This is a genomic window from Streptosporangium sp. NPDC000396, assembly GCF_042898655.1.
Lineage (GTDB): Bacteria > Actinomycetota > Actinomycetes > Streptosporangiales > Streptosporangiaceae > Streptosporangium.
On record NZ_JBIAZA010000027.1, the window covers coordinates 1 to 24,346 of the forward strand.

The 24,346-nt window shown below is 64.1% G+C and carries 22 protein-coding genes; 13 read left to right on the forward strand and 9 right to left on the reverse strand.

Translation table 11 applies throughout. The annotated features are described in order from the left end of the window. Positions 1-222: 222 nt before the first annotated feature. The gene (locus ACFY2X_RS34445; RefSeq protein WP_389946897.1) at positions 223-1,794 is read right to left on the reverse strand and encodes a hypothetical protein; all 1,572 of its coding nucleotides are present in this window, start codon (positions 1,792-1,794) and stop codon (positions 223-225) included. Positions 1,795-2,634: 840 nt separating this feature from the next. Here ACFY2X_RS34445 and ACFY2X_RS34450 point away from each other — a divergent pair. From ACFY2X_RS34450 to ACFY2X_RS34460, 3 genes are all read left to right on the forward strand, one after another. Then, a complete protein-coding gene (locus tag ACFY2X_RS34450) occupies positions 2,635-3,243 on the forward strand; it encodes a hypothetical protein (protein WP_389946899.1) in 609 nt (202 codons plus the stop codon). 533 nt (positions 3,244-3,776) lie between these two features. Next, on the forward strand, positions 3,777-3,875 hold the full coding sequence (locus ACFY2X_RS34455; protein ID WP_389947111.1) for an inositol monophosphatase family protein: 99 nt from the start codon (positions 3,777-3,779) through the stop codon (positions 3,873-3,875). A gap of 137 nt (positions 3,876-4,012) precedes the next feature. Continuing rightward, positions 4,013-4,504, forward strand: a complete 492-nt coding sequence (locus tag ACFY2X_RS34460; RefSeq protein WP_389946901.1) for a DinB family protein — start codon at positions 4,013-4,015, stop codon at positions 4,502-4,504. A gap of 209 nt (positions 4,505-4,713) precedes the next feature. Here the strand turns inward: ACFY2X_RS34460 and ACFY2X_RS34465 are convergent, their stop codons facing one another. Together ACFY2X_RS34465 and ACFY2X_RS34470 are read right to left on the reverse strand one after the other, a co-directional pair. Continuing rightward, on the reverse strand, positions 4,714-5,043 hold the full coding sequence (locus ACFY2X_RS34465) for a hypothetical protein (RefSeq protein ID WP_389946903.1): 330 nt from the start codon (positions 5,041-5,043) through the stop codon (positions 4,714-4,716). Between the two features lie 815 nt (positions 5,044-5,858). Further along, positions 5,859-6,383 (reverse strand): hypothetical protein, encoded by a 525-nt coding sequence (locus tag ACFY2X_RS34470; protein ID WP_389946905.1) that lies wholly within the window; start codon positions 6,381-6,383, stop codon positions 5,859-5,861. Between the two features lie 487 nt (positions 6,384-6,870). Here ACFY2X_RS34470 and ACFY2X_RS34475 point away from each other — a divergent pair, with 487 nt between their 5' ends. The 4 genes from ACFY2X_RS34475 to ACFY2X_RS34490 all read left to right on the forward strand — a co-directional run bounded on the left by ACFY2X_RS34475 (position 6,871) and on the right by ACFY2X_RS34490 (position 9,406). After that, entirely contained in the window at positions 6,871-7,194 is a 324-nt protein-coding gene (locus tag ACFY2X_RS34475; RefSeq protein ID WP_389946907.1) for a type II toxin-antitoxin system RelE/ParE family toxin, read from the forward strand. After that, entirely contained in the window at positions 7,194-7,517 is a 324-nt protein-coding gene (locus tag ACFY2X_RS34480) for a helix-turn-helix domain-containing protein (RefSeq protein ID WP_389946909.1), read from the forward strand. Before ACFY2X_RS34475 ends, ACFY2X_RS34480 begins: the two co-directional genes overlap by 1 nt. A 148-nt stretch (positions 7,518-7,665) precedes the next feature. Beyond that, the gene (locus ACFY2X_RS34485; protein WP_389946911.1) at positions 7,666-8,298 is read left to right on the forward strand and encodes an HAD-IA family hydrolase; all 633 of its coding nucleotides are present in this window, start codon (positions 7,666-7,668) and stop codon (positions 8,296-8,298) included. A 289-nt stretch (positions 8,299-8,587) separates the two neighbouring features. Further along, the gene (locus tag ACFY2X_RS34490) at positions 8,588-9,406 is read left to right on the forward strand and encodes a hypothetical protein (protein WP_389946913.1); all 819 of its coding nucleotides are present in this window, start codon (positions 8,588-8,590) and stop codon (positions 9,404-9,406) included. Between the two features lie 673 nt (positions 9,407-10,079). Here the strand turns inward: ACFY2X_RS34490 and ACFY2X_RS34495 are convergent. Further along, on the reverse strand, positions 10,080-11,126 hold the full coding sequence (locus ACFY2X_RS34495; protein ID WP_389946915.1) for a hypothetical protein: 1,047 nt from the start codon (positions 11,124-11,126) through the stop codon (positions 10,080-10,082). Positions 11,127-11,634: 508 nt separating this feature from the next. Continuing rightward, positions 11,635-12,426: a WD40 repeat domain-containing protein gene (locus ACFY2X_RS34500; protein WP_389946917.1), complete on the reverse strand. Its 792-nt coding sequence runs from the start codon at positions 12,424-12,426 to the stop codon at positions 11,635-11,637. Between the two features lie 549 nt (positions 12,427-12,975). Here ACFY2X_RS34500 and ACFY2X_RS34505 point away from each other — a divergent pair. Further along, positions 12,976-13,323: a hypothetical protein gene (locus ACFY2X_RS34505; RefSeq protein ID WP_389946919.1), complete on the forward strand. Its 348-nt coding sequence runs from the start codon at positions 12,976-12,978 to the stop codon at positions 13,321-13,323. Here ACFY2X_RS34505 and ACFY2X_RS34510 read toward each other — a convergent pair. Together ACFY2X_RS34510 and ACFY2X_RS34515 are read right to left on the reverse strand one after the other, a co-directional pair. After that, positions 13,320-13,451: a hypothetical protein gene (locus ACFY2X_RS34510; RefSeq protein ID WP_389946921.1), complete on the reverse strand. Its 132-nt coding sequence runs from the start codon at positions 13,449-13,451 to the stop codon at positions 13,320-13,322. The genes ACFY2X_RS34505 and ACFY2X_RS34510 overlap by 4 nt on opposite strands. Positions 13,452-13,859: 408 nt before the next feature. Further along, positions 13,860-14,150, reverse strand: a complete 291-nt coding sequence (locus ACFY2X_RS34515) for a hypothetical protein (protein WP_389946923.1) — start codon at positions 14,148-14,150, stop codon at positions 13,860-13,862. Positions 14,151-14,418: 268 nt separating this feature from the next. Here ACFY2X_RS34515 and ACFY2X_RS34520 point away from each other — a divergent pair, with 268 nt between their 5' ends. Further along, positions 14,419-15,708, forward strand: a complete 1,290-nt coding sequence (locus ACFY2X_RS34520; RefSeq protein WP_389946925.1) for a hypothetical protein — start codon at positions 14,419-14,421, stop codon at positions 15,706-15,708. Positions 15,709-16,216: 508 nt separating this feature from the next. Further along, entirely contained in the window at positions 16,217-16,678 is a 462-nt protein-coding gene (locus ACFY2X_RS34525; protein WP_389946927.1) for a hypothetical protein, read from the forward strand. 143 nt (positions 16,679-16,821) lie between these two features. Here the strand turns inward: ACFY2X_RS34525 and ACFY2X_RS34530 are convergent, their stop codons facing one another. Together ACFY2X_RS34530 and ACFY2X_RS34535 are read right to left on the reverse strand one after the other, a co-directional pair. Beyond that, positions 16,822-18,327, reverse strand: coding sequence for a serine/threonine-protein kinase (locus ACFY2X_RS34530; protein WP_389946928.1), 1,506 nt, complete (start codon positions 18,325-18,327; stop codon positions 16,822-16,824). Next, positions 18,317-19,672: a DUF4407 domain-containing protein gene (locus ACFY2X_RS34535; RefSeq protein ID WP_389946930.1), complete on the reverse strand. Its 1,356-nt coding sequence runs from the start codon at positions 19,670-19,672 to the stop codon at positions 18,317-18,319. Before ACFY2X_RS34535 ends, ACFY2X_RS34530 begins: the two co-directional genes overlap by 11 nt. Positions 19,673-19,962: 290 nt before the next feature. Between ACFY2X_RS34535 and ACFY2X_RS34540 the strand changes: the two genes are divergently transcribed. The 3 genes from ACFY2X_RS34540 to ACFY2X_RS34550 are packed head-to-tail and all read left to right on the forward strand — an operon-like array spanning position 19,963 to position 24,318. Continuing rightward, positions 19,963-21,396 (forward strand): hypothetical protein, encoded by a 1,434-nt coding sequence (locus ACFY2X_RS34540; RefSeq protein ID WP_389946932.1) that lies wholly within the window; start codon positions 19,963-19,965, stop codon positions 21,394-21,396. After that, the gene (locus tag ACFY2X_RS34545) at positions 21,383-22,384 is read left to right on the forward strand and encodes a hypothetical protein (RefSeq protein WP_389946934.1); all 1,002 of its coding nucleotides are present in this window, start codon (positions 21,383-21,385) and stop codon (positions 22,382-22,384) included. The genes ACFY2X_RS34540 and ACFY2X_RS34545 overlap by 14 nt, the downstream gene beginning before the upstream one ends. Then, entirely contained in the window at positions 22,372-24,318 is a 1,947-nt protein-coding gene (locus ACFY2X_RS34550) for a hypothetical protein (RefSeq protein ID WP_389946936.1), read from the forward strand. The genes ACFY2X_RS34545 and ACFY2X_RS34550 overlap by 13 nt, the downstream gene beginning before the upstream one ends. Positions 24,319-24,346 lie beyond the last annotated feature (28 nt).

The window sequence follows — 24,346 nt, forward strand, 5'->3', positions numbered from 1 at the left end:
CCGGCCTTCGGCGACTCCTCCCGAAAGGCCCGGAACGCCACGGGCGGCGTTCAAGAAATCCCAATCGCCCGAACTATTTCGCTGAGATCACCTCAGTACATCCCGGAATTCACTCAGATCACGTTACTACACGACCAATACATCGCCGTTATAGTCTCTGTAGACTCTAAGTGAATTCGTAAGAAGATCTTCGGCGTCACATTTTGTTAGCCCTTGGGGATATTACGGGCTTGCTGGCGGAACCTTTATTGAAGGCGTTGCATATGGACGACCTGATGAAACCTTCGCGCTAGGCGAGGCGCTTGGTTGGCTGCCCTGCCCTGATCCAGGAACCACTTTCCCTGTTATGTAGAGGCAGCCTGCCCAGACCCAAACCGCAAGAAGAAACACCGCCACCATCGCATGCCAAGCCGAATTAACACGGCTTCCCAAAGTTGAATTCAGTCGCACAAGAAGTAGGGAGCCGGCCAACGAAGAAGGGAGCAACAGAAGCGCAAGACCGGACAAGTCGTGCCTGGAAACATCGCAAGTAATAACTAGCAGACCAAATGCGGTAAACGTGAGAGCTGAACTAATCAGCCCTATCGTCACGCGTCGCGGCACACTCTGTGTAAGTGGAAAAGTAAACCAAAGACGCTCAGGGCGCTTAGGATCAGCCGAATAGTATGAGTAAAGCTCCTTGCTCGCGATCACGTCACTAGGGCTGCGCTCATAGCCTGCTCCAGGATCCGCAACGGGCTCCTTTAGGTTTCCCTTCATTTCCACATGATCGTCAGGAATGCGAATGTTAAGGTGATTAAGCTGCGCATCTCGGAACTCGACCAGTTGACGCACGGTCTTAAAACCTCTAACTTTATCAAATCTTTTTTTCCATCCTCCAACAGAATGTCCGACGCCGCCCTCTGATGGTGCTCGACAATTAAAATCCAGTGGCCGCTTCTCTTGTACTCGAATCATAAACGGCTTAGCTAGTGACACTTCCGACTCGACGAGAGCAATCCAAAACCGGCCATAATACGCGTAGAAATCGACTATTTCCTTGCCGATTGGACCGCATGTACTTGCGTGCTTCAGAAAAGCGCTGAGATCGTCCAGTACTGTTGTCACCTTAACTGGTGAAGCTATCCATGGCACCGCGAGCAAAGGATTCTCTGCTGCGCTCTCCCGCCATGAAAGCCTTTTATCGCCGTTCGTCGCCTGGACTATCGCTTCAATCTTCTTGGCCTCTACGCACCACCTAATGAAATTTTGATCAACGAGCTCATGAGGAATGCCATCAAAATTTTTAAGGTAACTCTTGACCAGCTCCCATCTACTTTCATTCGTATATTTATGCGCATGGATCGTCTGGCGCCAACACCAAGGATGGAAGTTGAACAAAACCGCAAGAAACTCAACAACATCAGGCTTTAAAAGTGCCGACAGCGACTCCTCAGTGCTAGCAAGATATCTGATATATCCCGCCATATAATTTCCATGCTCTTCGCGGGACACGACATAAGCGGGCTTCTCGCCAACCGAAATACGCAGATCAATACGAGGCGCTCTTGGAAATCCCATAACAGGCAAGATCAACTCCTCTGTTTCTTTATTGTATTGTTCGATACCCAAGAAGCTATTCAGCGCTGCAACATGAACCCTTCGGTCGTACTCAGCCCAAAGTGCACTTGAGAGTTCTATCATCTCGACTGCGCGAACACGCCAATTATTCTCAGCATGGAACATGGTCTGCAGCAGCTTATAGAGAACTGCACTCTTATCTAGAGTTCCACGTGCAAACAAGTTGGCAGACACGTAGCGATTCCCTCATTTGCTTGATTGGCATCCCAATGGAAGCCCTACCCGCCACTTCGATAAGAAAATCTAAAGGAATCGCTCCATGTTTCTAAAACTTACAAGCAAGCAATTGATCACCTTTGCACTATAATGCACATTGCTCCAAGAAAGCGCGAGCACTTGTCGAGATGGACTGAAAATAAATTGATGCGCTCATTAAGGGTCGCCACACGAGATCGAATTGTGCCTGCTGCGGCAAATCGTGAGTGCTATCGTTATGTTTGATCGTCACTTTGAAATATGCTGCAAAAAATGCGGCCCGGCCCAGAATATTGGTCCACGTTAGCCTGAACGGGACGGATGAGATCCGAGCTGCTAATGAGGTTTGGTCCGTACAACACTCCGCGCAGATGGCGCCCTCACGATCGCCCGTCTGTGGTCGGCCGTCGTGGGTGGCTGGGGGCGATCGAAGGTCCAGGGCTTCGTTCCTCAGCCCCGGCCCACCGGACGCTGCGGCTGACGTGCTCGTTGCGTGGCCGATAGGGCGGGGAAGCAGGGAGCTGTGGGGAGTCACGGGGAATGCCACCGCATGCCGAGCTGCTTCTTCGCTAATAAAGCAAGATCGGCGTGCGTCTTTGCAAGAGGCGTTCCAAGAGATCTCTGGGAGCCACGTTGGGAGCCAACGAGCCGTACGGCCCCGAACTGGACTGGACTAATATGAATAGACCGCTCGGGGGTGACCTACGCGGCGAACTGATCTGAACGCCCCTGGACATCGTTTGGGGATCTACGGATCAGAAGGTGCCGATCATGGAGGCGTTAGTCCGTGGCTGAGCTCTCGCCAGGAACAATCGAGTTGTGAAATCCCAGGACTCCCCTCTTCTGAAGGCGGCCCGTCTCTGTCCCGCGGACGCTCGGACTGAACTCGGCGTTGGCGTGGCCGATGTGCTGGAGTACCTCAAGCACGACGAGTGGGAGATGGCCCTTCTCCTTCTCGAAGAACTCGGTGACGCTCATCCCCAGCCGCCGGAATTCTGGGGCTTGCTGGCCGACGCTGCCCGCCTGATGTGGCTCAAGTCGGATGTCGCCTGGTGTGAATGGCGGCGCAGCGAGGCCCGTACCGGGACCTTTCTGGCTGAGCTTCACTTGCTGCCCGCCGGGGAGGGGAACCGTACAAAGCCCATACCTGCCGGTGGATTGCTCCGGCCCATGTGGGGCCTCGGCCGCCGCACGCCTGAGGGAGAACCTCTGCTCAGCATCGCTGGCCTTTGGATCGGGGGCCGCGACTCTCTGAGGCCGGGAGGACGCGTATCGGTGCGACTGCTTCCCCTCACCCCTGAACACTGGCGACACCTCAAGCCGGGCGACGTGATCACCATGCACGAGATGCGGCCACCCACCGGAACAGCGCACATCGTGGAGGTCGTTCCGCCCGTGGGATATATGCGGGATGATCTTACGCGGTAGAGGCCGGGAGAATGCTTTCGCCCTGTTGGGAGGGCATGTCGTCGCCGGGAACACGGCCCTCTGTAAAACCGTCGGCAATTGGTTTCTAGTCTCTGGCGGTCTTCAAAGGAGACATAGGAAGTAGCACAGCCCTCACGATCGCCTGGTTGTCGCTGAGCGCCGTGCGTGGTTGGGGGCGATCGACGGTCCAGGGCCTCGTCCCTCAGCCCTAGCCCATCGAGCGACCAGGCTCGTCACGATGACAAGGCAACAGGTCAACACCTTGATCGCGTGCCAGATCCGTGCCAGAACAGGCGGGGAACCCCGGTCACTCACGGAGACTCACGGGCACTCGCCCCGCCCTGACCTGCACCCCCGTTCTCCCAGCTCAACCCACCAACACCAGCAGCCGATTCCCAAGCTGACAGCGCGGGTTCGATTCCCGTCACCCGCTCCAACGACGAAAGCCCAGGTCAACCGAGAGAATCGGGACCTGGGCTTTGATCTTGTTTGGGGTTGTTGATTTCCGCGTGCCATTGATGTGCCACCTAGTCATGCTGAGCGACAACCCGTGGGACACAGCCGCGGGCGTCCTCATCGCCCGAGAGGCCGGAGCCGCAGTCGTGGACATCGACGGCAGCCGCGCACCATGACATCCCGCGCGACCATCGCAGCCGGCCCCAAGCTCGTGGCCGACCTAGTCGAGCTCGTCGCCGCAGCAACGTCACGCTCCCGCCCCTCCTGATGGCTCCCGCACAGCTCATCGTCGGGGGCTCTGTAGGGTGACGGCATGGCTGAGACGCAACGTCAACCAGTGCCCCGCAACGACTCTGGTGAGCTTGACACCGCCTTGGCGTTCCTGACCTTCGCGCGGGAATCGGTGCTCAAGAAGACCCACGGGCTGGACGACGAGCAGCTACGGCGCGTCCTGGTTGACACCGGAACCACCCTCCTCGGGCTGATCCATCACCTGACCGCAGCCGAACGCTACTGGTTCGGGTACCACGTGGCCGGAGTCACATCCGAGAAAGATCGGGACTTCGGCATGGATGTGGCCGAGCTCGATGCCGCGCAAGTTCTGGCCGATTACCACACGGCGATCCAGGTAAGCGATGCCGCGATTCGCGCTGCAGGTGACCCGGCGGCTCCGGTGGCTGAGCCCGTCGATGGTGAGTTCCGGACGCTGCGCTGGGTCCTTGCCCACATGACAAGCGAGACCGCTCGCCACGCCGGCCACGCCGATATCCTCCGCGAGCAGATTGATGGCACCACCGGGCGTTAGAGGGACCCGGTTCTTGGAGCGTCGCCTACGTACCCATTTTCAACGCCTTTTCAACACCGCCCTACACAGGACAAGGTTTCGTAGCCCGAGCCCTCTCGATTGTTCTTGTAGGTATCAAGGACGGCGCTCCGCGGCGCCACGCGGCCCGCGCATGCCCGCACGCTGCGCGTGCGGCCTGGGGGCCGTTCTCGCGCGACGCGCGCGGGCCGCTAATCATTACCGCCGGGCTCATCCTGAGCCTCATACGGGTAGTACCCGTAGTGCCGTTGACGCAGGCGCTCTAAGTAGTCCAGGCCCATGGACCACATCCCACCGCCAACCGCAATGCCGAGGCAAGAGAGCAAGGCAGGCGGTGTGAAGGGCACACCCAATATCAACAGTAAGACGGCGAATAGCCCGCCATAGACAGGGCCGACGATCAGCGCGCCGCGCACAAAATGAGCAGCAACAAACCGCCGGCCGGCATTCGGCCTAGCACTGCCGCCCAAGAACGAATCTACTCGCCAGAACCAGCCCACAAGGAGTCTCAACAGTTGCATAGACAACTCCCTTTTCATGCCTCCGGCGGGGGCACTCCGGCTCCGGGATGATCCCCGCGTCGGAGCCATAGATGGCTGGGGCGGAAACCTGATCATCCCGCCCATCATCGACCCGGGACAAGCCGAGCGGACCAGGGCCGACGGCAGACGGGATGATCAGGCAGGCGGGGTGCGCGCGTTGCGCGAGAAACACCAGGTCGCGGGCTGATCGCCGTGCAATTAGACAGGGTAACAAGGGGTCAATCACGGTCACTCACGACCGGGCTCCCGCCCGGCTCAGAGGCATCACGTGCGGCAATCCGTGCAGTTCCCAAGCTGACAGCGCGGGTTCGATTCCCGTCACCCGCTCCAACATTCCAACGGCATCGCCTTCTCCAGAAGAGGCGCTTCGCGCTGATCAGCTCAGACCGTGCACAGCGGAAGCGCGGCCCCCGCACCCCGCCCAACTGCATGGCCTTCGCTCATTGAGCGCTTCGCGCGATCAGCTCAGGCTGTGTCTATTGGGGCTTCGCCCCAAACCCGGCGAGAGGCTGCCGCCCCTCGCGCTCCCGGCCTCCGGGACGCCTGGATAGCGATACATCGTTGACCCACTCGGCATAGACGGACGAATAGCATAGTTTCCCCGCATACCGAGATCTTGGCCGTATGCCAGAACAGGCGAGGAACCGCGGTAACTCACGGGACTCACGGTCAACCACCCCATCCCGAGCTGCACCCCTGTTCCCCAGATCTGCACTGTGTCGAGGCGCCCGCGCCCCGGTCCGAATCGGAGCCAGACACAAGCGCCGGCCCCTTCACCGAGGTCTGCGCCCACATCAGGGCGAGATTTCCCGATTCCTACTTGCCTCCTGGCCCGGCGAGGAGTGACGCGCGACCAGCTCGCCGATCGGCCCCCTACGCCAATCAGAGGCGTAGACGCCTACTTGAATCCGTCGATCGGCACCGATCGTGTGAACCTTCGGGGAAACTGCCTTCCGCCGACGGCCTCTCACGTCCACCGGCTCCACGGCACCGACACCGAAGGTCATCACGTCCACCGGATACAGGCCACCAATGCGTTTGGGCTGCACATCAACGAAGTCCGACCAGTTCACTGCAACCCTGAAGGTATCTCTCTGAGCGATCATTCCCTCCTCGGTAACCGTCAGACTTCGGCGCCGCACCTTCATCACAATGAAAAGCAGATACACCACGCTCACGGCCACGGTAACCCCTGCCGTCATATTCGCGGGCAAGCCAAGGGCGATGGCCAGGACGCAATAGACGACGGCGAGCACGATGGCACCGACTCCACCAGAGAAAAAGGCGAGCGACCAACGTGGACGGTAGATGATCTGCATGGGCAAAACTGTACCGGTCCAGCCACAATTGCCACTCCTTCAACTCCATCGCCCTTGGCGGGCGCTCCGGCTCCGGGGTGATCGCCAAGGACGTGCTCATCGCCACCGGTCTGCGAGTGGCTGATGTAGGGCGGCATGGTGCGCGCGTTGCGCGAGAACAGCAGGTCGAGGGCTAATCATCGTGCCATTAGCGTGCCATTAAGGGCGGTGACGAGGGATCAACCACGGTCACTCATGACCGGCCTCAGTCGCAGGTCAGCGCCTCTACAAGCCAGGATCCTTACAATTCCCAAGCTGACAGCGCGGGTTCGATTCCCGTCACCCGCTCCAAACCCAAAGGCCCGGGTCAGGGAAATAATCCCAACCCGGGCTTTGATCGTTTTTGAAGTCCGAGGCTGGTTTTCTCGTTCACGCCGACTTACCATGGAAGGTATATACCATCAAGGGTATTTTCGAGATCGCACTGGAGCCCGAGGTGGAGGCATGATTGGCGGAGTTGCCGTTCGGGCAGTTCCAGCGTGCGATGGCGAAGGTGGACCGGCATCTCGTGGAGAGAGGTGGCCTGCCGGACGGTGATCACGTCAAGAGCCTGCGTGATGGTGTTAGCGAGTTGAGGTTGCCCCTCGGGGAACGGTCCTGGCGAATCACGTTCTGGAGGCCTGAGGGCAGGGCGATCGTTCTGCTCACGGTGTTTGCCAAGACCCGCAACGGGCCGCAGCATGATGGCGTAGAGCGTGCGGTCAAGGCGAAGAAGACTTGCCAGTTCGAACATGACATGACCGTCACCCACGTGTTCGACAGGAGGTCGTGATGGCTGGACACAGTACGTGGAAGACCCTGAAGGCCAAGCGGCTTCTGGAGGCCGAGGCCGAAGAGCACCCCGAATACACGCGAGCCGTCCGGGACATGGATCTGGGAGACAGGCTTCGTGAGGTTCGTGTGGCGAGGAACCTGACTCAGGCCGAGGTCGCCAGGCGAGCAGGGATCTCCCAGCCGGCTCTGTCGCGTATTGAGCTGGGCGGTGGAGTGCCGACGCTGGAGATGCTTGACCGGATCGGCAGAGCGATGGGTGTTCGGTTCACCATCTCCGTGGGAGACGACCAAGCGGAACAGATCGATCTCATGGCAGGTTAGCCGAATGAGGCAAGCGGGTCGACCGTGCCATTAGCCAGGGTGAACAAGGGACTATAGGGGTCATTCACGGGGACTCACGGCCACGCTACTTGCGCAGGCGCCTCATCCCAGGTGATTCCGGCACGCGGCCAGGCCCATAATGACGCACATGATGATCGCTGGGTTACTGTTCGACGTTGATGGCGTACTCCTGGACTCCTACGCTGCGTATCGGCGGATCTGGAACGCATGGAGCGCAATGCGCGGTCTGAACCAGGAATGGGTCTGGAGCCTCACACATGGCCGTCGCCCCGAGGACACCGTCCGCGACGTTGCCCCGGAGCTGGATCCGAGCACAGAGCGCCTGATCCTCAACAAACTCATGGAGCAGGAGGGCAACGCCGCCTTCCCACCCGTTCCCGGCGCGGCAGACCTACTTTCCAGCCTGGACCAAAACCAGTGGGCCATCGTGACCTCTGGCAGTCGTGCTCCCGTGCACGAACGATTCAAGCTGGGCGGGCTCACCCTTCCCCAGGTCCAGATCTACGGCGAAGACGTCGAGCACTCCAAACCGCACCCCGAGGGTTACCTCAAGGCAGCAGAACGACTCGGGTACGAGCCTTCTCGATGCGTCGTGATCGAAGACGCCCCCAATGGAGTGAGGGCAGGCAAAGCAGCCGGATGTACGGTGATCGCCATCGCGGCTACTCACACTGTGGAGGAACTCAGCGAAGCTGACCTCTCATTTCCCGATCTCCAGGCCGCCACTCCGAGCATCCTCGGAATGATCTCTGTAATCTGACGATACGGGCTCGGGCACCCCTCAACTACGAGCCTCCGGCGGGAGCTCTCCGGCTCCGGGATGATCGCTGCGCCAGGTCTGAGTTCCGTAGGTGGTTGAGGTGGAAGCCTGATCATCGCGCCCACCATCGACCCGGGACAACCGAGCGGGCCAGGTGTGCGCGTCGCGTGAGAAACACCAGGTCGCGACCTAATCACCGGGCCATTAGCGGGCCATTAAAAGGGGTGACGAGGAGTCAACCACGGTCGCCCAGGATCGGCTTTCCGCCCGCCTCAGCGCCCATCAGGCCGTGATCGATGCAGTTCCCAAGCCGACAGTGCGGGACCGGCACGGCCATGCCATGTATGAATCGGTCGTCTTCTTCAAGCTTCGCCAGCACGGGATGCGAAAACAAGACTGTTTCCAGCTGCTCGATCTTGCGAGACTGCCGGGCATGACCAGCCTGAACCAAAATGACTCTGCTGATCTCATCCGTCGGCTCGCGCACGTCCGCTGGATCGCTGGAGGTACCGGCGCAGGCAAGAGCACCCTTAGCCGGGTCTTGGCCGAACGCTATGACGTGTTCGTGTATGACGGCGATCTGGCCGAACATCGCTACATCCAGCGGTGCACCCCACAACGCCATCCCTACATGTGCGCACTGCTGCAAACGCCCCTGGAACACAGATGGACGGGCCGTACACCGGACGAGCTCTTCCAGAGCATGCCCAGTCTGCACGGCGAGACATTCGGACTCGTCATCGAAGACCTGCTGACCCTGCCGACCGATCGACCCGTGCTGGTCGACGATTTCCGTACGCTGCCTGCGGACGTTGCACCATTGCTGACGTGGCGTGAGCAAGCCGTATTTCTGCTGCCAACACCCGAATTCCGTCGCCATGCATTGGGAACCCGATTCGCTGACCCGGCCCGAGCGCGAGCCAACTGGGGAAACAGTGACCACGCCGAGGCGATGGTGAATCGGCTGGGCCGCGACGAACTCTGGGACGAAGAGGTACGACGCCAAGCTCTCAGGCAGGACTTGCCGGTCCTGGACATCGATGGCTCTCAAGACGTCGACGAGTCGGCTGGCGACCTGGCTGCGATGTTTCTCCTGGCCGGGAACTGACCGTGCATGCTCGCCTGGACTTCTGGGAGCCACCTGGGGAGTCACTGGAACGGAAACTGGCCGGACGGACCCGTACGGCCGGAGCCTCGAGAACGGCAAAGCGAACGGCTCTGAACGATCCTGGAGATCGTTTAGGGACCCAGGGATCAGAAGGTCAGACCGTGCCCGTTGCGTGCCCGTCAGGAGGATGACCCAGGGGGACTCACGGGGAATCACGGGCAGCCGGAGCGCTCCCCCGCAGGTCAGCGTTTCCTCAGGTCACCGACCAGATGCGTTAGAGACTTCCCAAGCTGACAGCGCGGGTTCGATTCCCGTCACCGCTCCACGCGAAAGGCCCGGGTCAGGCTGATGTCCCGCCAGGGCTTCGCCTTATGAATCTCGATTCTTGCAGCGGCGCAGAGGGTGCGGGACCGCGCCCCTCCAAGGCCAAGGGCGCTTCGCGTCGCTGCGCGACGGCCTTGCGGGCCGCCCTTGACCCCAGAGTCTCTGCGACCCCTCGGGTCGGCGTTGCCGGGCAGGCCAGGGGCCTGCCCGGGAGGTACACGCGCCGCATCTCCACCACGGCCTCATCGGGCACCTCGCCGCCTCCGTGAGGCGTCAAGGTAGCCGTTGACCAGGTCTGCGACGATGGAATTCTGGTTTTATCTGTCATGACTTCTACCGAATTTCAGCGTTACGAGCGGGATCTGACCGAGGGCGACGGCGAGGCATGCACAGATGCGGCCGAGCAGATCTGGGCGGGCATCGCGTCGGGGGGCGACGCAGACCGCCGACGCGCAGCGACGACTACTACGGCGGCCGTCACGAGTGTGAACACCGCTACCCCTGCGAAGGCGATCAGTGTCTGCCGATCGAGATGGGTCACCCGGATGCCTCGCTTCGCCTGCCAGGTGAGCGCTGCGAACACACCGGTGTAGCCGAGGCCGGCGACGCCGACCAGCCGGGCCCGGACCCGTTCGTCGCGGAGCCAACCATGACTGGTCGCGAGTAAATTCAGGATCGCTGTGATGAGCAGCAGCACCTGGATGGCGTGCAAGCCGACGAAGTGCGGTACGCGGAGGTCGCCGCCGGTCGTGCTCCAGTTGGTGAGGAACATTCCGTTGCCGTCGGGGTCGCCGATGCCGTGGCCGCCTTTCATGGACACCGGGTTGCCGTTGGCATCGGTCACCGTGCGGGGTGTTGTGCCTGAGGAGTTGCCGAGCCAGAGGGCCACGACCATGCTTGCGATGGCAAGCCCGAGTCCAGCGCGCAGGGCACGGGTCATGGCGCGGTCGCCGGTGCGTTGGATCAGGACCAGGACCGCGATGATCAAAGTGATCAGCAGGAGCGGCCCGACGCCGATGGCGAACACCGTCCGTACGGTTTGAGCGACAGGCTCGGCGTTGTTGTTGAAATGACTGACGGTGCCGTGCGCGGCAGCGTAGGCGACGGCACCGACGTCCAGCAGACCGGCGACCGCGAAAACGGTGCCGAGCCACCAGCCGAAACGTCTGCCCTTGCTCAGCTTGCTGAGCAGCCACGCCAGAGTCAGGCCGTACACCCCCATGGCGAAGCCGAACTTCATCGGCTTCACCCAGACCGATTCGCCCATGAGCAGGCGATCGTCGACGAACAGACCGACGGCGGAGACCAACGTCAGGGTGAACATGAGTGTCGCGTTCGCCACCAGCGGGCGGTGCCAGCCGCGCATCGCGCTGAGACATGTTGCAAGGACGGTCAACGGGACCTCCAGCTGAGGATCGGGGGGTCGTAGCCATTTGAACGAACCCGCCTTGGACGGTGCTGATGCGTCCATCAGCCTCAGCGAATGCGCTCCGTGTAACCACCCGATATGCCCCCGGATAGGCCGTGGGGTTAACCCCCCGGTCGGGCCGGAGGTTAACCGCCGGCCCGGGTTTCGGCGGCATGGCGGAAATCTGCCAGTGACCGCGCCGCGCTCGAAGATTGCTCGCGTTTTGAGCCTGGCCGTGCCCGATCCGTGCCCGATACAGCGGTCAACGCGGGGACGCGGCGGCGAACCGCTGGGCCGCTTGTCAACGTTGCGTAGCAGGAAGCCCGGCGAACCATATACGCACCGTGCAGATCAACCCGATTCCCAAGCTGACAGCGCGGGTTCGATTCCCGTCACCCGCTCCATGCCACGATGTTGGGCGCGTTCTGACCACCGGTGAGGCATACGTCCGCCCCACTTGAAAAGCCATAAGCCGCCGCACAGGTTAAATCACAAGCTAAGGCGCGGACCGGTCATCTGGGGACGGGCAGACCTCCCGGAAGGGAAGCGAGGGAATGTGGGCCGCCCACTCCTGCGGGGTCAGCGCCCCTCCGGCCCGGGCGCAGACGGCCTCGGCGACGGCCTGCGCGGCGGCGGGGAATCTGTTGATCGTGCCGTGGCCGTTCACGGCGAGCACCTGCGTCCCGTCGGAGGTGAAGGCCACGGACTTCAGGTCGCCCGTGCCTGAGGCCAGCCCGCCGCCCGTGTCCGCGGACCGGCCGAGGCTGCTTCCCGAGATCGGGTCGAACAGCAGCACATGGCCCTCGCCCTGCGCGAACGCGATGAGATCCTCTGTGGGCGAGTAGGAGGCGCTCCCGGCGAAGACATCGCGCGTGGGCATGCCGATGCCGCGCCGGGTGGCGGTGTCCCAGCGGGTGATGCGCCCGCGCGAGTCGTGCACGACCAGGATCTTGCCCGAGCGAGTGAACCACACCTGGTCGCCGGTGGCGGCCGCGTCGCCGCCGAACGGCTCACCGATCAACTTGCCACCGGCGGTGTCGAGGATTCGCTGGTCGGGGCCGCCGACGGCCAGCCGCCGCCCGTCGGGGGAAAACGCCACGGTGAGGGGCATGCGGGTCGATGTCTGCCACAGCCTGCGATGGGACCGCCAGTCCCAGAGCTCCACGGCGTGCCCCCGCCCGAGCCGCCGCGAGAGCGCGAGCCTGGTCCCATCAGGGCTGAAGAACACCTGCGAGCTCCCCTTGCCCGTGGCGAACTCCGCCAGAACCTTCCGTGTGGCCAGGTCCACTGGAAGACACCGGGCCTCGAGAGCATCCTCGGCAAGGCCGTCTGGAAGTAAGACCCGGCAGGGAGAACAGGGCAGGGCAGGGCAGGGCCGGGAGCAGGACCCGGTGCCTGCGTAACCGTCGCCACTCGGGGTCCCAGTGGCGACAGCGGAGGAAACAACGTCGACGCAGGTCGCCTGGCACTCTTCCACGTCACGCCCATAGGTCGCCAACAAGACTTTGACCTGCATATACGGCGAAAATTTCGCCGATACCACTGGCCCCTGAAAGCCCATGGTTCCGGCGGACTCAAGGGTCGACACTGGACCGTTGGGATGGTCTGGTGAGTTATGTGCCCTTGGGTTCGTCGGCATCAAAGCCGTCCACGGTCAGCTACTCCCGTAGCTGGCTCACCTACCTCATGAGCCGACGACCAATGGGTTTTTCTCGTCAGACGGATTCACTCAGGTGAATGTGAGCGTTTTGCGCTATTCGTCCGGGGTGGGGTGGCGAATAATCTTGATCATGGGGTCTGGTGATACTCGGGGGGCCGTGGCGCGGGACTGCTCTGGTTGGGGGTCTTCTGGCTCGTCGGAACGCTGCTCCTGGCGTTGCTGACCTTCGAGAACGGCTTTGCCCTGGCAGGAACAGAGCCGAACAACGCGCAGTTGGCCGCCGTTTTCGCCGTCGCCACCGTGACCGTTGGCGTCGGCGTGCCGGTCATCGGGTTGCTGGTCTCCTTGGTGACTAGAAGGTGGGTGGCGGCGGTGCTGTTCGCCACCCCCCTGATGGCCCTTCTCTTCGTTGCCATACGCATGGAGCTACTACCGATTGACCGCATCTTTCCCGCCACTACGCCCAGTCAGCCCGAAATCTGTACGGCGCCACCGGACAAGGCCGTAGGGGTACCCGGCTGTTAACCGATCGGGTAGGCATCTTCCAGCTCGTGACGGTCGGCGGGGAGCAGCACCTTTACCACGGCCAGGGCGTTACCGGAGGCATCCCGGGCCACGCCGTAGACGGCCAGCAGCGACGTGTTCTTCGGCATGCCGAGTTACTTGGCCTCATCCGTCGCAGGCATGCGGGCGGCGATCTGTTCCACGATGTGATCGAATCGCACGCCTTTGCACGACTGAAGATGCTCACGAAGGCCCTGCGGGAGCGGTCAGATATGCCCGCCCGGGTCGAGGCTGTTCTGCCGGGGTGACCGCCGGACAGCCGCGCACGACCGGCCCTTGCCCTGCTGGGATTCGATCCATCTTTGCTCGCGCATGCTGACAGGAAGGCTGGAGAAGACAAGAGTCCCGGCAGGCAGGGAGCGGGGGAAGGACGCACACCGGGGGTGGACGCGTGCATCGGCATCTCTGCCTGCCGGGAGATGAAGGGAACGACGAGACAGGGGAAGTGTCACCCGACCCCCTCCAGGTCGGGGGACTCGTTGCCTCGCCGTGCCCGCCTATCGACCGACGTAGTCGGCCAAGACCTGGGCCGCGCCGTCCACGTCGCTCACCGGGTGGCGCTTCTCGGCGGACTGCCAGGAGTAGAAGGCTCCGCCGTACCCGACGAACACCCACACCGGAAGTCCCACCTGTGGACGGGGAACCATCAGCGCGGTGTCGTTGTCGCGCAGTTCGGCGGGGATGCCGAGCCGCAGGAGGGCATCACGCAACTGTGTGAGGAGGCGGGCCTCTTTTTGCTGCTGTTGCTCGTACAGGTGGGCCGCGATGACTTGCATGATCGGATTCATCTGGCGTTCCTTTCGGCCCGGCCGCTTGCGAGCATTCGAGACATTCCGGTTCTCATGTGTGAGGGGCAGGGTGTTTTCTCGATGGACTCGTCTCGCCGGGTCACCGTCACCATCTCCTCGTTTTGATCCGTGCCCCTGCGGCGGAAGGCGGGCTGACGTACCGTGGTTGCTCGAGTACAAGTCCACCGGCAAACCGGAGACGGCAGGATCCCCAGAAGGCCCCCCTTCGCTCCCCCTCTTGAGCCCCCAGCCGGGAGGAAGACCCGAGATGCCAGACAACATCCCGAACGTCCAACTCCGGGCATGGCGCAACGAGCACCATCTGACCCGTGCCGATATGGCCGATCGGATCAACACCACTCCGATCGGCATCGCCGAGCGACTGACGTGTGATGAGGAGCGAATCAGACGTTGGGAAGCGGGCGAGGTCTTGTGGCCGCACACGTCTTACCGGCTTGCCCTCACACAGCTGACCGGCTTGCAGCCCGAAGCCCTGGGGTTCCGTCAGAACCGGCGCGGTCAGAGTCGTTTGATCGAGGCCACCGTGACGCCCGTGGACGCGCTCCGAGCCGAGGCCGACCTCTACGGCACCATGGAGTTGGCCCAGCAGCTCCAGGCGTCCGACGTCGGGAACGGCACCCTCGAAGCTCTCGCCGAGGCCGTCGACCTGCTGTGCCGCGCCTACCCTGTCGTCTCCGCCGCCACGTTGCGCGACCGGACACAGAAACGCCTCGCCCAGATCACCCGCCTGTTGTCCGGCCGGGTCACCCTTGACCAGCATCGCGAGCTTCTGGTCATCACCGGATGGCTGACCGCGCTACTCGGCTGCGTCCACTACGACCTGGGCGAGCGGGAAGAGGCCGAGACCGCCCGCCGTACCGCCTACGAGATGGGCCGCCAGATCGGCCACGGCGAACTCATGGGCTGGGCCTATGAGATGTCGGCGTGGTTCGCCCTGGTCGAGGGCCGCTACGAGGACGTGGTCACCTCCGCCCGCATGGGCCAGGCCGCCGCCGGCCAATCCAGTGCCATGGTCCAGCTCACCCTGCAAGAAGCCCGCGGACTGGCCCGCATCGGCGACCGCCGCGAAGCCGACAAAGCCCTCACCCGCGGAGCCGACATTCTCGCCAAGCTCCCGATCCCCGGAAATCCCGACCATCACTTCGTGTTCGACCACGCCAAGTGGGTCTTCTACGCCGCCACCGCCTACACCTGGCTTGAGGACAACGACCGCGCCGAAGAACACGCCCTGGAAACGATCCAGATGCACACCCGCCCCGACGGCACTTCCAACGCCCCCATGCGCGTCGCCGATGCCCACATAGACCTCGGCATCATTAACGCCCGACGCGGCGACCTCGACACCGCCATCGAACAGGGCATGGCCGCCTTCGACATCGACCGCCGATCACTCACCGACCTTGTTAACCGCGCCGGAGACCTCGACCGCGTCTTACGCCAGCGCTATCGCCGCGAAGCCATCGCCCAAGAGTTCCACGAGCGGTACATCACAGCTCGCAGAGCGCTCATAGCACACCGTCCTGAACTGCTCGACTAATGTGCCCTCCGGCGAAAAGCTGGTCGAATTGTTCTTATAGGCATCAAGGTGGCGCCGCCGCTAAAACGCTGCGACTACCGGCGCCGGAAAAACACACGTCATCTGTGCATAGTAGTCTCCGAACAGGGCCTCCGACATATGGCTGAGCTCCCACCCCTCACGCTCGATGCCCTCAATCAGCTCTGCTGCGTCTGGCACGGCCCAGGAGTTCGCGTTCTCTTTCTTGGAACGAAGACGGGACACAAAGACTGTGCGTCCCTCCTGATATGCCCGCCGTGCTTCTTCAATGGTCCGTTGCTGAAGGTCCTGGCCATTGCTGCGAAACCACGCCATGCTCTGCCGGGCTCCCTCGCCAAGGTCTCTGCATCAAGTATTTGATGAGGTAGCAGCCCCACCCCTGGAAGGGTTCCCAGAAGGCAAACACCGCCTCCAGCGGGGGCGCTCCGGCTCCGGGATGAGCAGGCGGGCGGGGTGTACGCAGGTGCGTAATCCGTGCCACCCTGCGCTCATGCTCACCGTCCGCCAGCTCATCGACTACCTCACCGGCCTGCCCGATGACACCCCCGTCGTGATCGACGTCCACGACGGGGACAACTGGTCCCTCCGCGTGGAGGAGGTCAACGTCACGACCGCCCAGGACGTCACCGAGGGCGGCGATCCCCACGAAGGCATCGCGGTCGAGATCTTCTGGGAGCCCGGCCAGCACGGCTGGACCATGAACGGCCCCTCCAAGACACTCTTCACCCTGGACGACCTGGAAGAACTGATCGCCGAACGCGACGCGCTCCGCCGGGAGCTGGGAGAGCTTCGGGCAGGTCTCGGCTTCTCCCTGCGCAAGCACCACAGCGCACCGGGCCCGCAAGGCATCACCGTCATGTCCGTGCTCAGCGATCGTGAGATCTCCGCCGAGATCGAGCGGCTTCGTGCCCTCGCCGGCGAGTCCGCCACTGAGCCCAGCTCAGAGCTTTGATCATCGTGCCATTAACCCCGGTAACGAGATGTCAACCACCAGTCACTCACGACCGACCCCAGCCGCAGGTCAGCCACCCTACGAGCGGTGATCCGTGTAATTCCCAAGCTGACCGCGCTTCGGCTGGGGACCAGGAGTGACGGCTATCCCTCGGCGGCGAGTCTCCGCTCAACGTCCTCGCGGGTCGCAGACGACAGCAGGGACAGCAGGCGGTCGCGACAGGACGGCCGGCAATGCACGAGCAACCCGGCGATCGTGGCCGGTGAAAGGCGGCTCAGCGCCTGACCGGCAGGGTCCTCCGGCATCGCGGCGACAGCGAGGCCGGCCTGTCGGGTGTCGATGGCCGCCATCGCCTCGATGGCCGCCGCGGAATGCCGATCGTGCATGTGACCGAGCACGCGTCCGCGGTGGTGGGTGTCCATCGCCAGCACGACCCCGGCCACGAGGCTTGGGTCGCGTACCTGGTCCATCAGCCAGCCCACGCGGTGCGGGAGCAGCATTTGCAGGATCTTCGCGCTCTTCGTCGCCTGGCGGCAGATTTCCTCCACTGCGGCGGTCGTGAACAGCTGCCATCGCTCGGCGAGGAGTATCGCCGCCTCGGCGGCGGGCAGCGTGAGGATCATCGAGCCCCGTTCTGCGGCGCTGGCGCCGACGAGCGCCCGACGCACTCGTTGCGCCGCCGCGCCACCACCCGTTCCTGCGCTGTCTCCCCCGCCGGCGGCACCGCCGTTTCTTCCTCGGCCGCTCCCTCCGGGAGTGCGGTCACTCATCCCTCCGGCCCCGTTCGCCCGGGGAGGCGGAGGCGGTTTCGTGGCAGTGCCTTGCGACGTCCAGTGCGCTTCCACCTTAGGATCGCGCCCGGCGGTCTGCTCCAGCATCTGCGCCAGTTCACCGGCCGCCATCCGGGTGGCCGGGCTCTTGGCCAGCAACCGGTTGATCGTCGGCTTGAGCCTGCTCGTCCGGGTCATGGGGTCCGGGGGGAGGGTGAGGATGGCGAACTTGGTGGCCTCCTCGGTGCCCCTGCGGAACGGCGGATGTCCCTCCAGGGCCGTGTAGAGCGTGGCGCCGAGCGACCACAGATCGGCCGCCTCTCCTGCCGGGGTACCCCGTAGCCGCTCGGGGGCTATGAAGTCCGGGGTGCCGATCACGTGACCGAGCATGGTGATGCGCTCGTGACCCTCGATGGCGGCGATCCCGAAGTCCACCAGGACGACCCCGCCGGAAGCGGTGATCAGGATGTTGTCCGGCTTCACATCGCGGTGGAGCACCCCTACCGCGTGCGCGGCGGCGAGCGCGTCGAGCGCCTGGGCGCCGATCCGCACCACGGCGGGCTCGGACAAGGGCCCCCTCTCGATCAGCGCGCCGAGCACGGCACCCTGCACGTAGTCCATCACGATCCAGGGGCCGTCAGGCGCGTCGAGCACGTCGTGGACTCGGACGATGCCCGGGTGGTCGATCCGGGCCAGCGCCTGTGCCTCGCGTTCTGCCCGTGTCTTCAGCTCGGGCAGGTGGCCGATGTCCGCCCGTACTTGTTTGAGCGCCACCACGCGGTCGAGCTTGCGGTCCTGGCCGCGCCAGACCCGTCCCATGCCGCCGCTGCCGAGTTGCGCCTCGATGACGAACCGGCCGGCGATGCGCTTACCAATCATCGTTCAGTCCGGTGTAGTCGGCCCGTCGGCCGTCGCCCGTCCCGGCCAGCCGGGAGTCGCGGTTGTCTCGGAGATTGCGGAGTGCCTCGTCCTCAAAGCTCCTGTCCTCGTGGCGCTCCGCCTGCGGCGGCCCCTGCGAGGGCGGAGAAGACGTATCGGGGTTGTAGAAGACTTCGGTACGCGGCTCGTCCACGATGTACGGCCGGGTCGTGCCGTCCCGCCAAGTGGCGCGCGGTGGCCGCCTGTCTGCCTCGTAGATCTGGTCGATGGCCGAGTTGACCTCCCGCTTCTCCAACGCGGCCGCGATCATGTCGTAACTACCAGGCCGCTGCATCAGCTTGACGAGGACCGGCAGGCACTCGATGAGCAGGATGAACAGGAACAGCAGGATCCTCGCCATGTTGAGGGTCGGGTTGTCCTGCGACACCCTGCTGAGCGCCTCCAGCCGCAGCAGCAGGCCGTCGGATCCCTGGATCTCGGTGGCGAAGACGGACCTGAGCCGCGCCTGCTGCTCGGTCAGTTTGTTCAGCTCCGTCTGTACGCCGGGCAGATCCTGCTCCGCCTGAGCCAGTCTGCTCGCTTTTCCGGCCTCCTGAGTGTCGCTGAGCCGTTTCCTGCGCTGCTCGATCTGCCTGTCGATGTCGTTCACCCGATCTCGGGCGGTCCTATGTGCCTCCTCCGCCGCCTTCGCAAGAGGCCCGGAGCCCTTCTTCGCACATTTGGGCGGCCCGATGTACAGCTGGCACTGCCATTCCTGGTAGAACGCGTCCCGCTGCTTCACCGCCCGCTCGCGCGTCTTACTCAATTCCTGGATCCGGGGGTCGGTCGCCGGATCAAGCGCGCTTTCCCCGCGGGAGGCGATCACGGCTTCCAGAGCCGCCGCGGACTTCTCCAGAGCGGCTATGCGCCGGCCGGTCTCGCCGCCCTGCTGCGCGCGGGTGAACGCGTCGACCCTCTCCTGCTGGATGTCAACGATCTTGGCGTCGATCTCGGGCTTGAAGATCTGCAGGACCAGCGGCGTGGAGATGACGGCCCCCAGCAGCAACGCGAGGAGCACCCGGGGCAGGGCGAGCCACAAGCGCCGTCCGCCTCGGGCCGGCAGGGATGTGACGAGCCAACGGTCCAGGCTCAGAATCGCCACACCCCAAACGAGGCCGATCAGGACGGCGAGGGGCGGGAACACCTTGAGCGCCGAGGCTAACGCGAACGTCATGGAGGTGGCGGCGATACAGGCCGTGGTCAGGATGGCGCCACCCAGGCCGTGGAATCTGGCGCGCTCCCCCTTGCACTTGTCCAGCACGTCCGGACGGGCACCCGACAAGACGATCAACCATCTACCGACCACGCGCGGCTCCGGGGGAAAGGGACAGGACCTTGTACGCCCTACCCCGTGGGTAATCCACTGACTACCATAAACAATCGGCAATCCCGACTTATAACAAAAGGGTAACGTCAACTCGCGAAGACAGCATCTGACAGTCCGCCGTGCGCGGCTATCTCGATGGCTGACAGCGATCGCAAACTATCAGAAAACGGACAAGATATTGCCAATCAGCCCTTATCGCCACATGCTCCATCAAAGATGCTAGAACGTAATTCGCACCGGATAAAGGTCCGAAGCGGGCGGGGAGCTCTTTGAACCATTTCGCAGAGGGCGGGTTGCGTGGCTATCTCGCCGATCTGATCGGCTCGTTCAGGGAACGGCTGGTCGTCGTGGAGATCGACGCTGCCGGAACACGGATCTTCGAGGTCCGCGCCGACGAGGTCGGCACGACCCACCACACTCGCAGGGCCGCTGCCAAGTGGTCCACCTTGACCGCCGCCGGCGATGGCGTCTACGACGCGGTGCTCCGGGTCGCCCGCGATCTGATCTCCGCCGACGAGGGTGACCCGGTGGTGGTACTGCGCTCCGCCGACGGGCAGGAGCAGGAGGCGGCCGTGCGCGCGCTGCGGCAGTGGCACCCATCGGCCCAGGTTGTCGAGGTGTCCGAGGTCAAAGTCGAGGAGCTGCTCCATGAACTGGTCGCCGGCGCGCCCCTGCGCCAGGCGTACGACCTGATCGTGGTGCGGAAGCGCGCGGACGACGGCAGACTCGAACTGGTGGGACGGCGGCTCTTCGGCCCCGGCGCGAAGCCCGGGGATGACGCCCATGTGACCGTTACGTGCACCGACGCGGGAGGCATGCTGCTCGCGGTCTCCGCCTGGGCAGGCCCGCTCCAGCCTTCGGAGCTGCTGTCGGTCGACCACGCGCCGCTCTCGCCGGGACGATATCTCCTGCGGGCGGTGCTGGAGCGGCCAGGCGTCGTCCGTTTTCCCGGGATCCCCGGCCTCCAACCGGACACGCGGTCGTGGGCGGAAGTGGTGGCCACGCTGCCGTCGCGGCTGCAACCCGCGCCCCGGCCCGCGCACCTGGTATGCGCCATAGAGACGGCGGGGACCGCGAAGGAGTTCGAGGCTCGCTGCCACTGGGCCGGCTACATCATCGACCTTCTCGCCGAGCGCCGTCTCGACCTCCAGCAACTCCAGGTGTCCGTCGTGGGATACGGCACCCACGTGTTCGGCACCCGGCATACAGACCGAACCCAACCGACCTTGGCCGTCTGGTCCGCGTCCGCTGCGGAAGCACGGGCCGCCCTGGAGTCTCTGCAGCCCACCGCGCCGACCTACCCGAACGGCGCCCAACTCGAGGACGTGCTCGCGGAGGTCAGCACCCGGCTGCTCCCGCAGCCGGTCAATACGCGGACGGCACTGCTCACCATCGGGGCGCGGCCTCCGCATCCGCCTCGGTCCGGCCTCGACCGTGTGCCCCCCTGCCCCGCGCGGTACGACTGGCTGACACTGCTGCGCGAGATGGAACAGCGCCACGACCTGAGGAGCGCGGTCATCTGCGACAATCCGCCCACCGCCCCCTCGTCCCCCTGGCATCGGCTCGGCTCGGCCGCGCTGTTCCAGGTGGATGCGGTGAACGTGGAAGAACTCATGATCCGGCTCGGCCTGGTGACACCGCCTGCCGCCGCGCTCTCCCTTCCCTTCGTCTCCCAGAATGAGGACATCGGTGGCCGACACTGACTCCGCCCCCGCCGATCCCGAGCGCGATCGCGAGCCTGACATCGCGATGTGGGGTGCTTCGGGCAGCGGCAAGACCGCCTTCCTGGCGGCGCTGAGCATCGCGCTGAACAAGGCCCCCGACGCGGGCTGGAGACTCATCGGGGAGAACCCGGTGTCCCGGACGGAACTGGCGAAGTTGCGCACGACGCTGCTACAGACGCGCACGTTCCCGGCCCCGACCGAGGCCCTCACCCACTACAGCTGGCTGATCATCGGCCCTACGGAGGCACCGCACAGACGATGGTGGTGGCCGTGGAAGACACGTGAGGGGAAGGCTCCGAAGATCAAGCTCGACTTCCTGGACCTGCGCGGTGACCTGTACGCCGAGTCCGAGTCGAACATCGACAAAAAGGCCCTGGTCGACAGCCTGGTCAAGAGCCGCGGGCTGATCTACATGTTCGACCCGGACCGCGAGGCCCGGGTAGGCGACGCCTTCAAGCACCTGGACGCCGCGCTGCACGAGGTCGCCGGGCGGATGCTCGTCGGCGACGAGTACGAGGACGGCAAACTACCCCACCACATCGCGGTCTGCATCACCAAGTACGACGACCCGAAGGTGTTGAGAACCGCGATCGAAGAGGGGTACACGGAGCGGGATCCCGGCGATGAGCTGCGAATCCCCCATGTGCCCGAGGAGCGGGTCCGCGACTTCTTCCGGCTGCTGTGCCGGGACGCCCAGGACCACAACACGGAGATGATCCTCGACCTGATCGAGGCGTTCTTCCACGAGGACCGCATCAGGTACTTCGTGACGTCGGCGGTGGGCCTGTTCATCGACGAAGATCTCGGCCGCTTCGACCCGGACGACTTCCTGAACGTCATCGACAACGCGAACGGCGGGCTGACGATCCGGGGGGCCATCCGCCCCATGAACGTCATGGAGCCCGTGATCTGGCTCGGCCGCATGCTCCGGCCCGGCGCGATGAGGAGCAGGCGATGGAACGGCTGACCGCCCACTGGGCGATCCTCGGCAAGACGCCGGAGAGCCTGGACGACTACAGCGTGATCGGCTGCAGCACGGGGGCGATCACCAACGCGGAGTTCGGCACGTGGCTCAAGGCGTTCACCTCCGGCACCATGGAGCCCAAGGCTCTCCCCCGGGTGGCGACCAACTACTTCTCCAGCACTGATGGCGAGTCCTGGCTGGGGCTGTCCCTGCAGACCGAGCCGGACTCCCAGGACGGCTTCCAACGCCCGTACGCGATGACGTACTACGTCTGCGTACGCTGGGCGGATGTCGCCTCCGAGTCGACCAGGGTGTCGTACCGGGCCCTGTACGAGGCGCTGATGAGGGAGAACTTCTCCGGAGACGCGCCCTTCCAGCTCTCCCTCGCGGCGTACGACGAGCGTCATCTCGCCGGCCAGGTCAACGGCACGGCACGGCGGGCGGCGGCGCTTCTGCTTACCGGGCGGCCCGTCTGCATGGTGCGGGCCGGCCATCTCTCCCTGGACCAGCGGCTGGACTTCCTGGACGCCGTGGCGGCGCTGCTCCCGTACGGGTTCCGCCGCACACTGGCGGTCTCCACATGGACCAACAGTGCTTCCCGGCACCGGATCCGCCTCTCCTTCGCCGAGATGCCGCCCACCCACGGGGCCTGGGAGCTGCCCTGGGAGGCCGACGACCCGGCGATGTCGATCATGCCCCAGGCGCTGTTCTACGAGAGGGAACTGGAGCGCTATCAGGGCGATGACCTTTGTGAGCTGATGAGGCGGCTCACGGCCTCGGCCGAACCGCGCGACTTCAACGACGCCTCCCACCGTGCCGCGGCGTCCAGGCTGCTCCGCGGCCGTCCCTCCCCCCAGCTTCCAGCGCAGGTCGAGCAGCACGCCGCCGCCGCGCCCTCGGTTGAGCAGCTGCTGCACCAGTGCCGTGAGAGCATCGCGAACGCCGACGGGCAGCGGCTCGGCGTCCTCAACGCGCAGCTGGCGCAGAGGGCTCACGGTCGTGTGGCGGACCACGATCGCAAGACCTACCGGGTGTTCATCAGAGCGAACCCCATCCGTCCGCCCGAACGGCTGGCCGATTCGCCCGTCGTGCAACATTTCTTTGAGATCCTGCTACGGCTGCTGTACGGGTCGCCGGCGCGTGCGGCCGATGTCGAGGAGATGCTGGTCGACCTTGGTGGATCGTTCCGGAAGGAGCTCGTCCTCCCGCCGGCGCTGCTCGCCGCGATGAGCCGCATCCTGCCCACCAGCGCCCCCTCGGGCAAGCTGCTCATCGCGAGCCTGTTGGGCCGCGAGCAACTGCACATGATCCTCGACGGCATGTCGGAGGACGAGTTGTTCCGCGTCGCCATCCAGTCTCGCAACCGCAAGGTGCTGGACATCGCTATATCCGAGGCCGAGCACCGCGCCCCGCCCACCGATCCGCGGGCCATGGAGGCCATCAAATACGCGCTGACCCGACACCGCTACCTCACCGAGGCGATCAGCTCCATCTGCGCCGCCGAGGAGAGCGTCATCTACTACCAGAACGTGCTCCGGGTGAGCTATCGCCGGCAGCTCACCTCAGCCGACATAGAGGAGATCCTCGGGTACCTGGACTTCCCTCCCCAGACGTTCCTGCTCGCGATCGTGGCCGAGAGCGCACCCGGAACGGCCTCGACGCTGCTCCACACACTGGCGGGCGGCGCAGTGCGCAGCCTGGGCCTGGCCGGAAGGCCCGTCACCAGCCACATCAAAGCCGGCCTCGACCGAATGACCGCCCCCGAGGATGACGGCAACAACCAGAAAACGTCATATCGCAGGCGCTTCCAGGGACTCGATCCCACCCCGGGAAAGCTGAAACCGGCTTCCGCCCTCGGGAAGGTCCTCATCGGTGCGTCGATCATCATTGTCCTCGCGGGCCTCGCCCTGTGGCTGCGACTGTGGTTGTGGCCCTGACCTGTAGCGCCCGGATGTCCACTACAAA

What these genes read in the sequence shown, in the direction of transcription:
- ACFY2X_RS34455 (WP_389947111.1), top strand. Translation starts at nt 3,777, where the DNA reads ATGCTGAGCGACAACCCGTGGGACACAGCCGCGGGCGTCCTCATCGCC.
- ACFY2X_RS34460 (WP_389946901.1), top strand. Translation starts at nt 4,013, where the DNA reads ATGGCTGAGACGCAACGTCAACCAGTGCCCCGCAACGACTCTGGTGAG.
- ACFY2X_RS34465 (WP_389946903.1), bottom strand. Translation starts at nt 5,043, where the DNA reads ATGCAACTGTTGAGACTCCTTGTGGGCTGGTTCTGGCGAGTAGATTCG.
- ACFY2X_RS34470 (WP_389946905.1), bottom strand. Translation starts at nt 6,383, where the DNA reads ATGCAGATCATCTACCGTCCACGTTGGTCGCTCGCCTTTTTCTCTGGT.
- ACFY2X_RS34480 (WP_389946909.1), top strand. Translation starts at nt 7,194, where the DNA reads ATGGCTGGACACAGTACGTGGAAGACCCTGAAGGCCAAGCGGCTTCTG.
- ACFY2X_RS34485 (WP_389946911.1), top strand. Translation starts at nt 7,666, where the DNA reads ATGATGATCGCTGGGTTACTGTTCGACGTTGATGGCGTACTCCTGGAC.
- ACFY2X_RS34510 (WP_389946921.1), bottom strand. Translation starts at nt 13,451, where the DNA reads ATGCCGAAGAACACGTCGCTGCTGGCCGTCTACGGCGTGGCCCGGGAT.
- ACFY2X_RS34515 (WP_389946923.1), bottom strand. Translation starts at nt 14,150, where the DNA reads ATGAATCCGATCATGCAAGTCATCGCGGCCCACCTGTACGAGCAACAG.
- ACFY2X_RS34520 (WP_389946925.1), top strand. Translation starts at nt 14,419, where the DNA reads ATGCCAGACAACATCCCGAACGTCCAACTCCGGGCATGGCGCAACGAG.
- ACFY2X_RS34525 (WP_389946927.1), top strand. Translation starts at nt 16,217, where the DNA reads ATGCTCACCGTCCGCCAGCTCATCGACTACCTCACCGGCCTGCCCGAT.
- ACFY2X_RS34530 (WP_389946928.1), bottom strand. Translation starts at nt 18,327, where the DNA reads ATGATTGGTAAGCGCATCGCCGGCCGGTTCGTCATCGAGGCGCAACTC.
- ACFY2X_RS34550 (WP_389946936.1), top strand. Translation starts at nt 22,372, where the DNA reads ATGGAACGGCTGACCGCCCACTGGGCGATCCTCGGCAAGACGCCGGAG.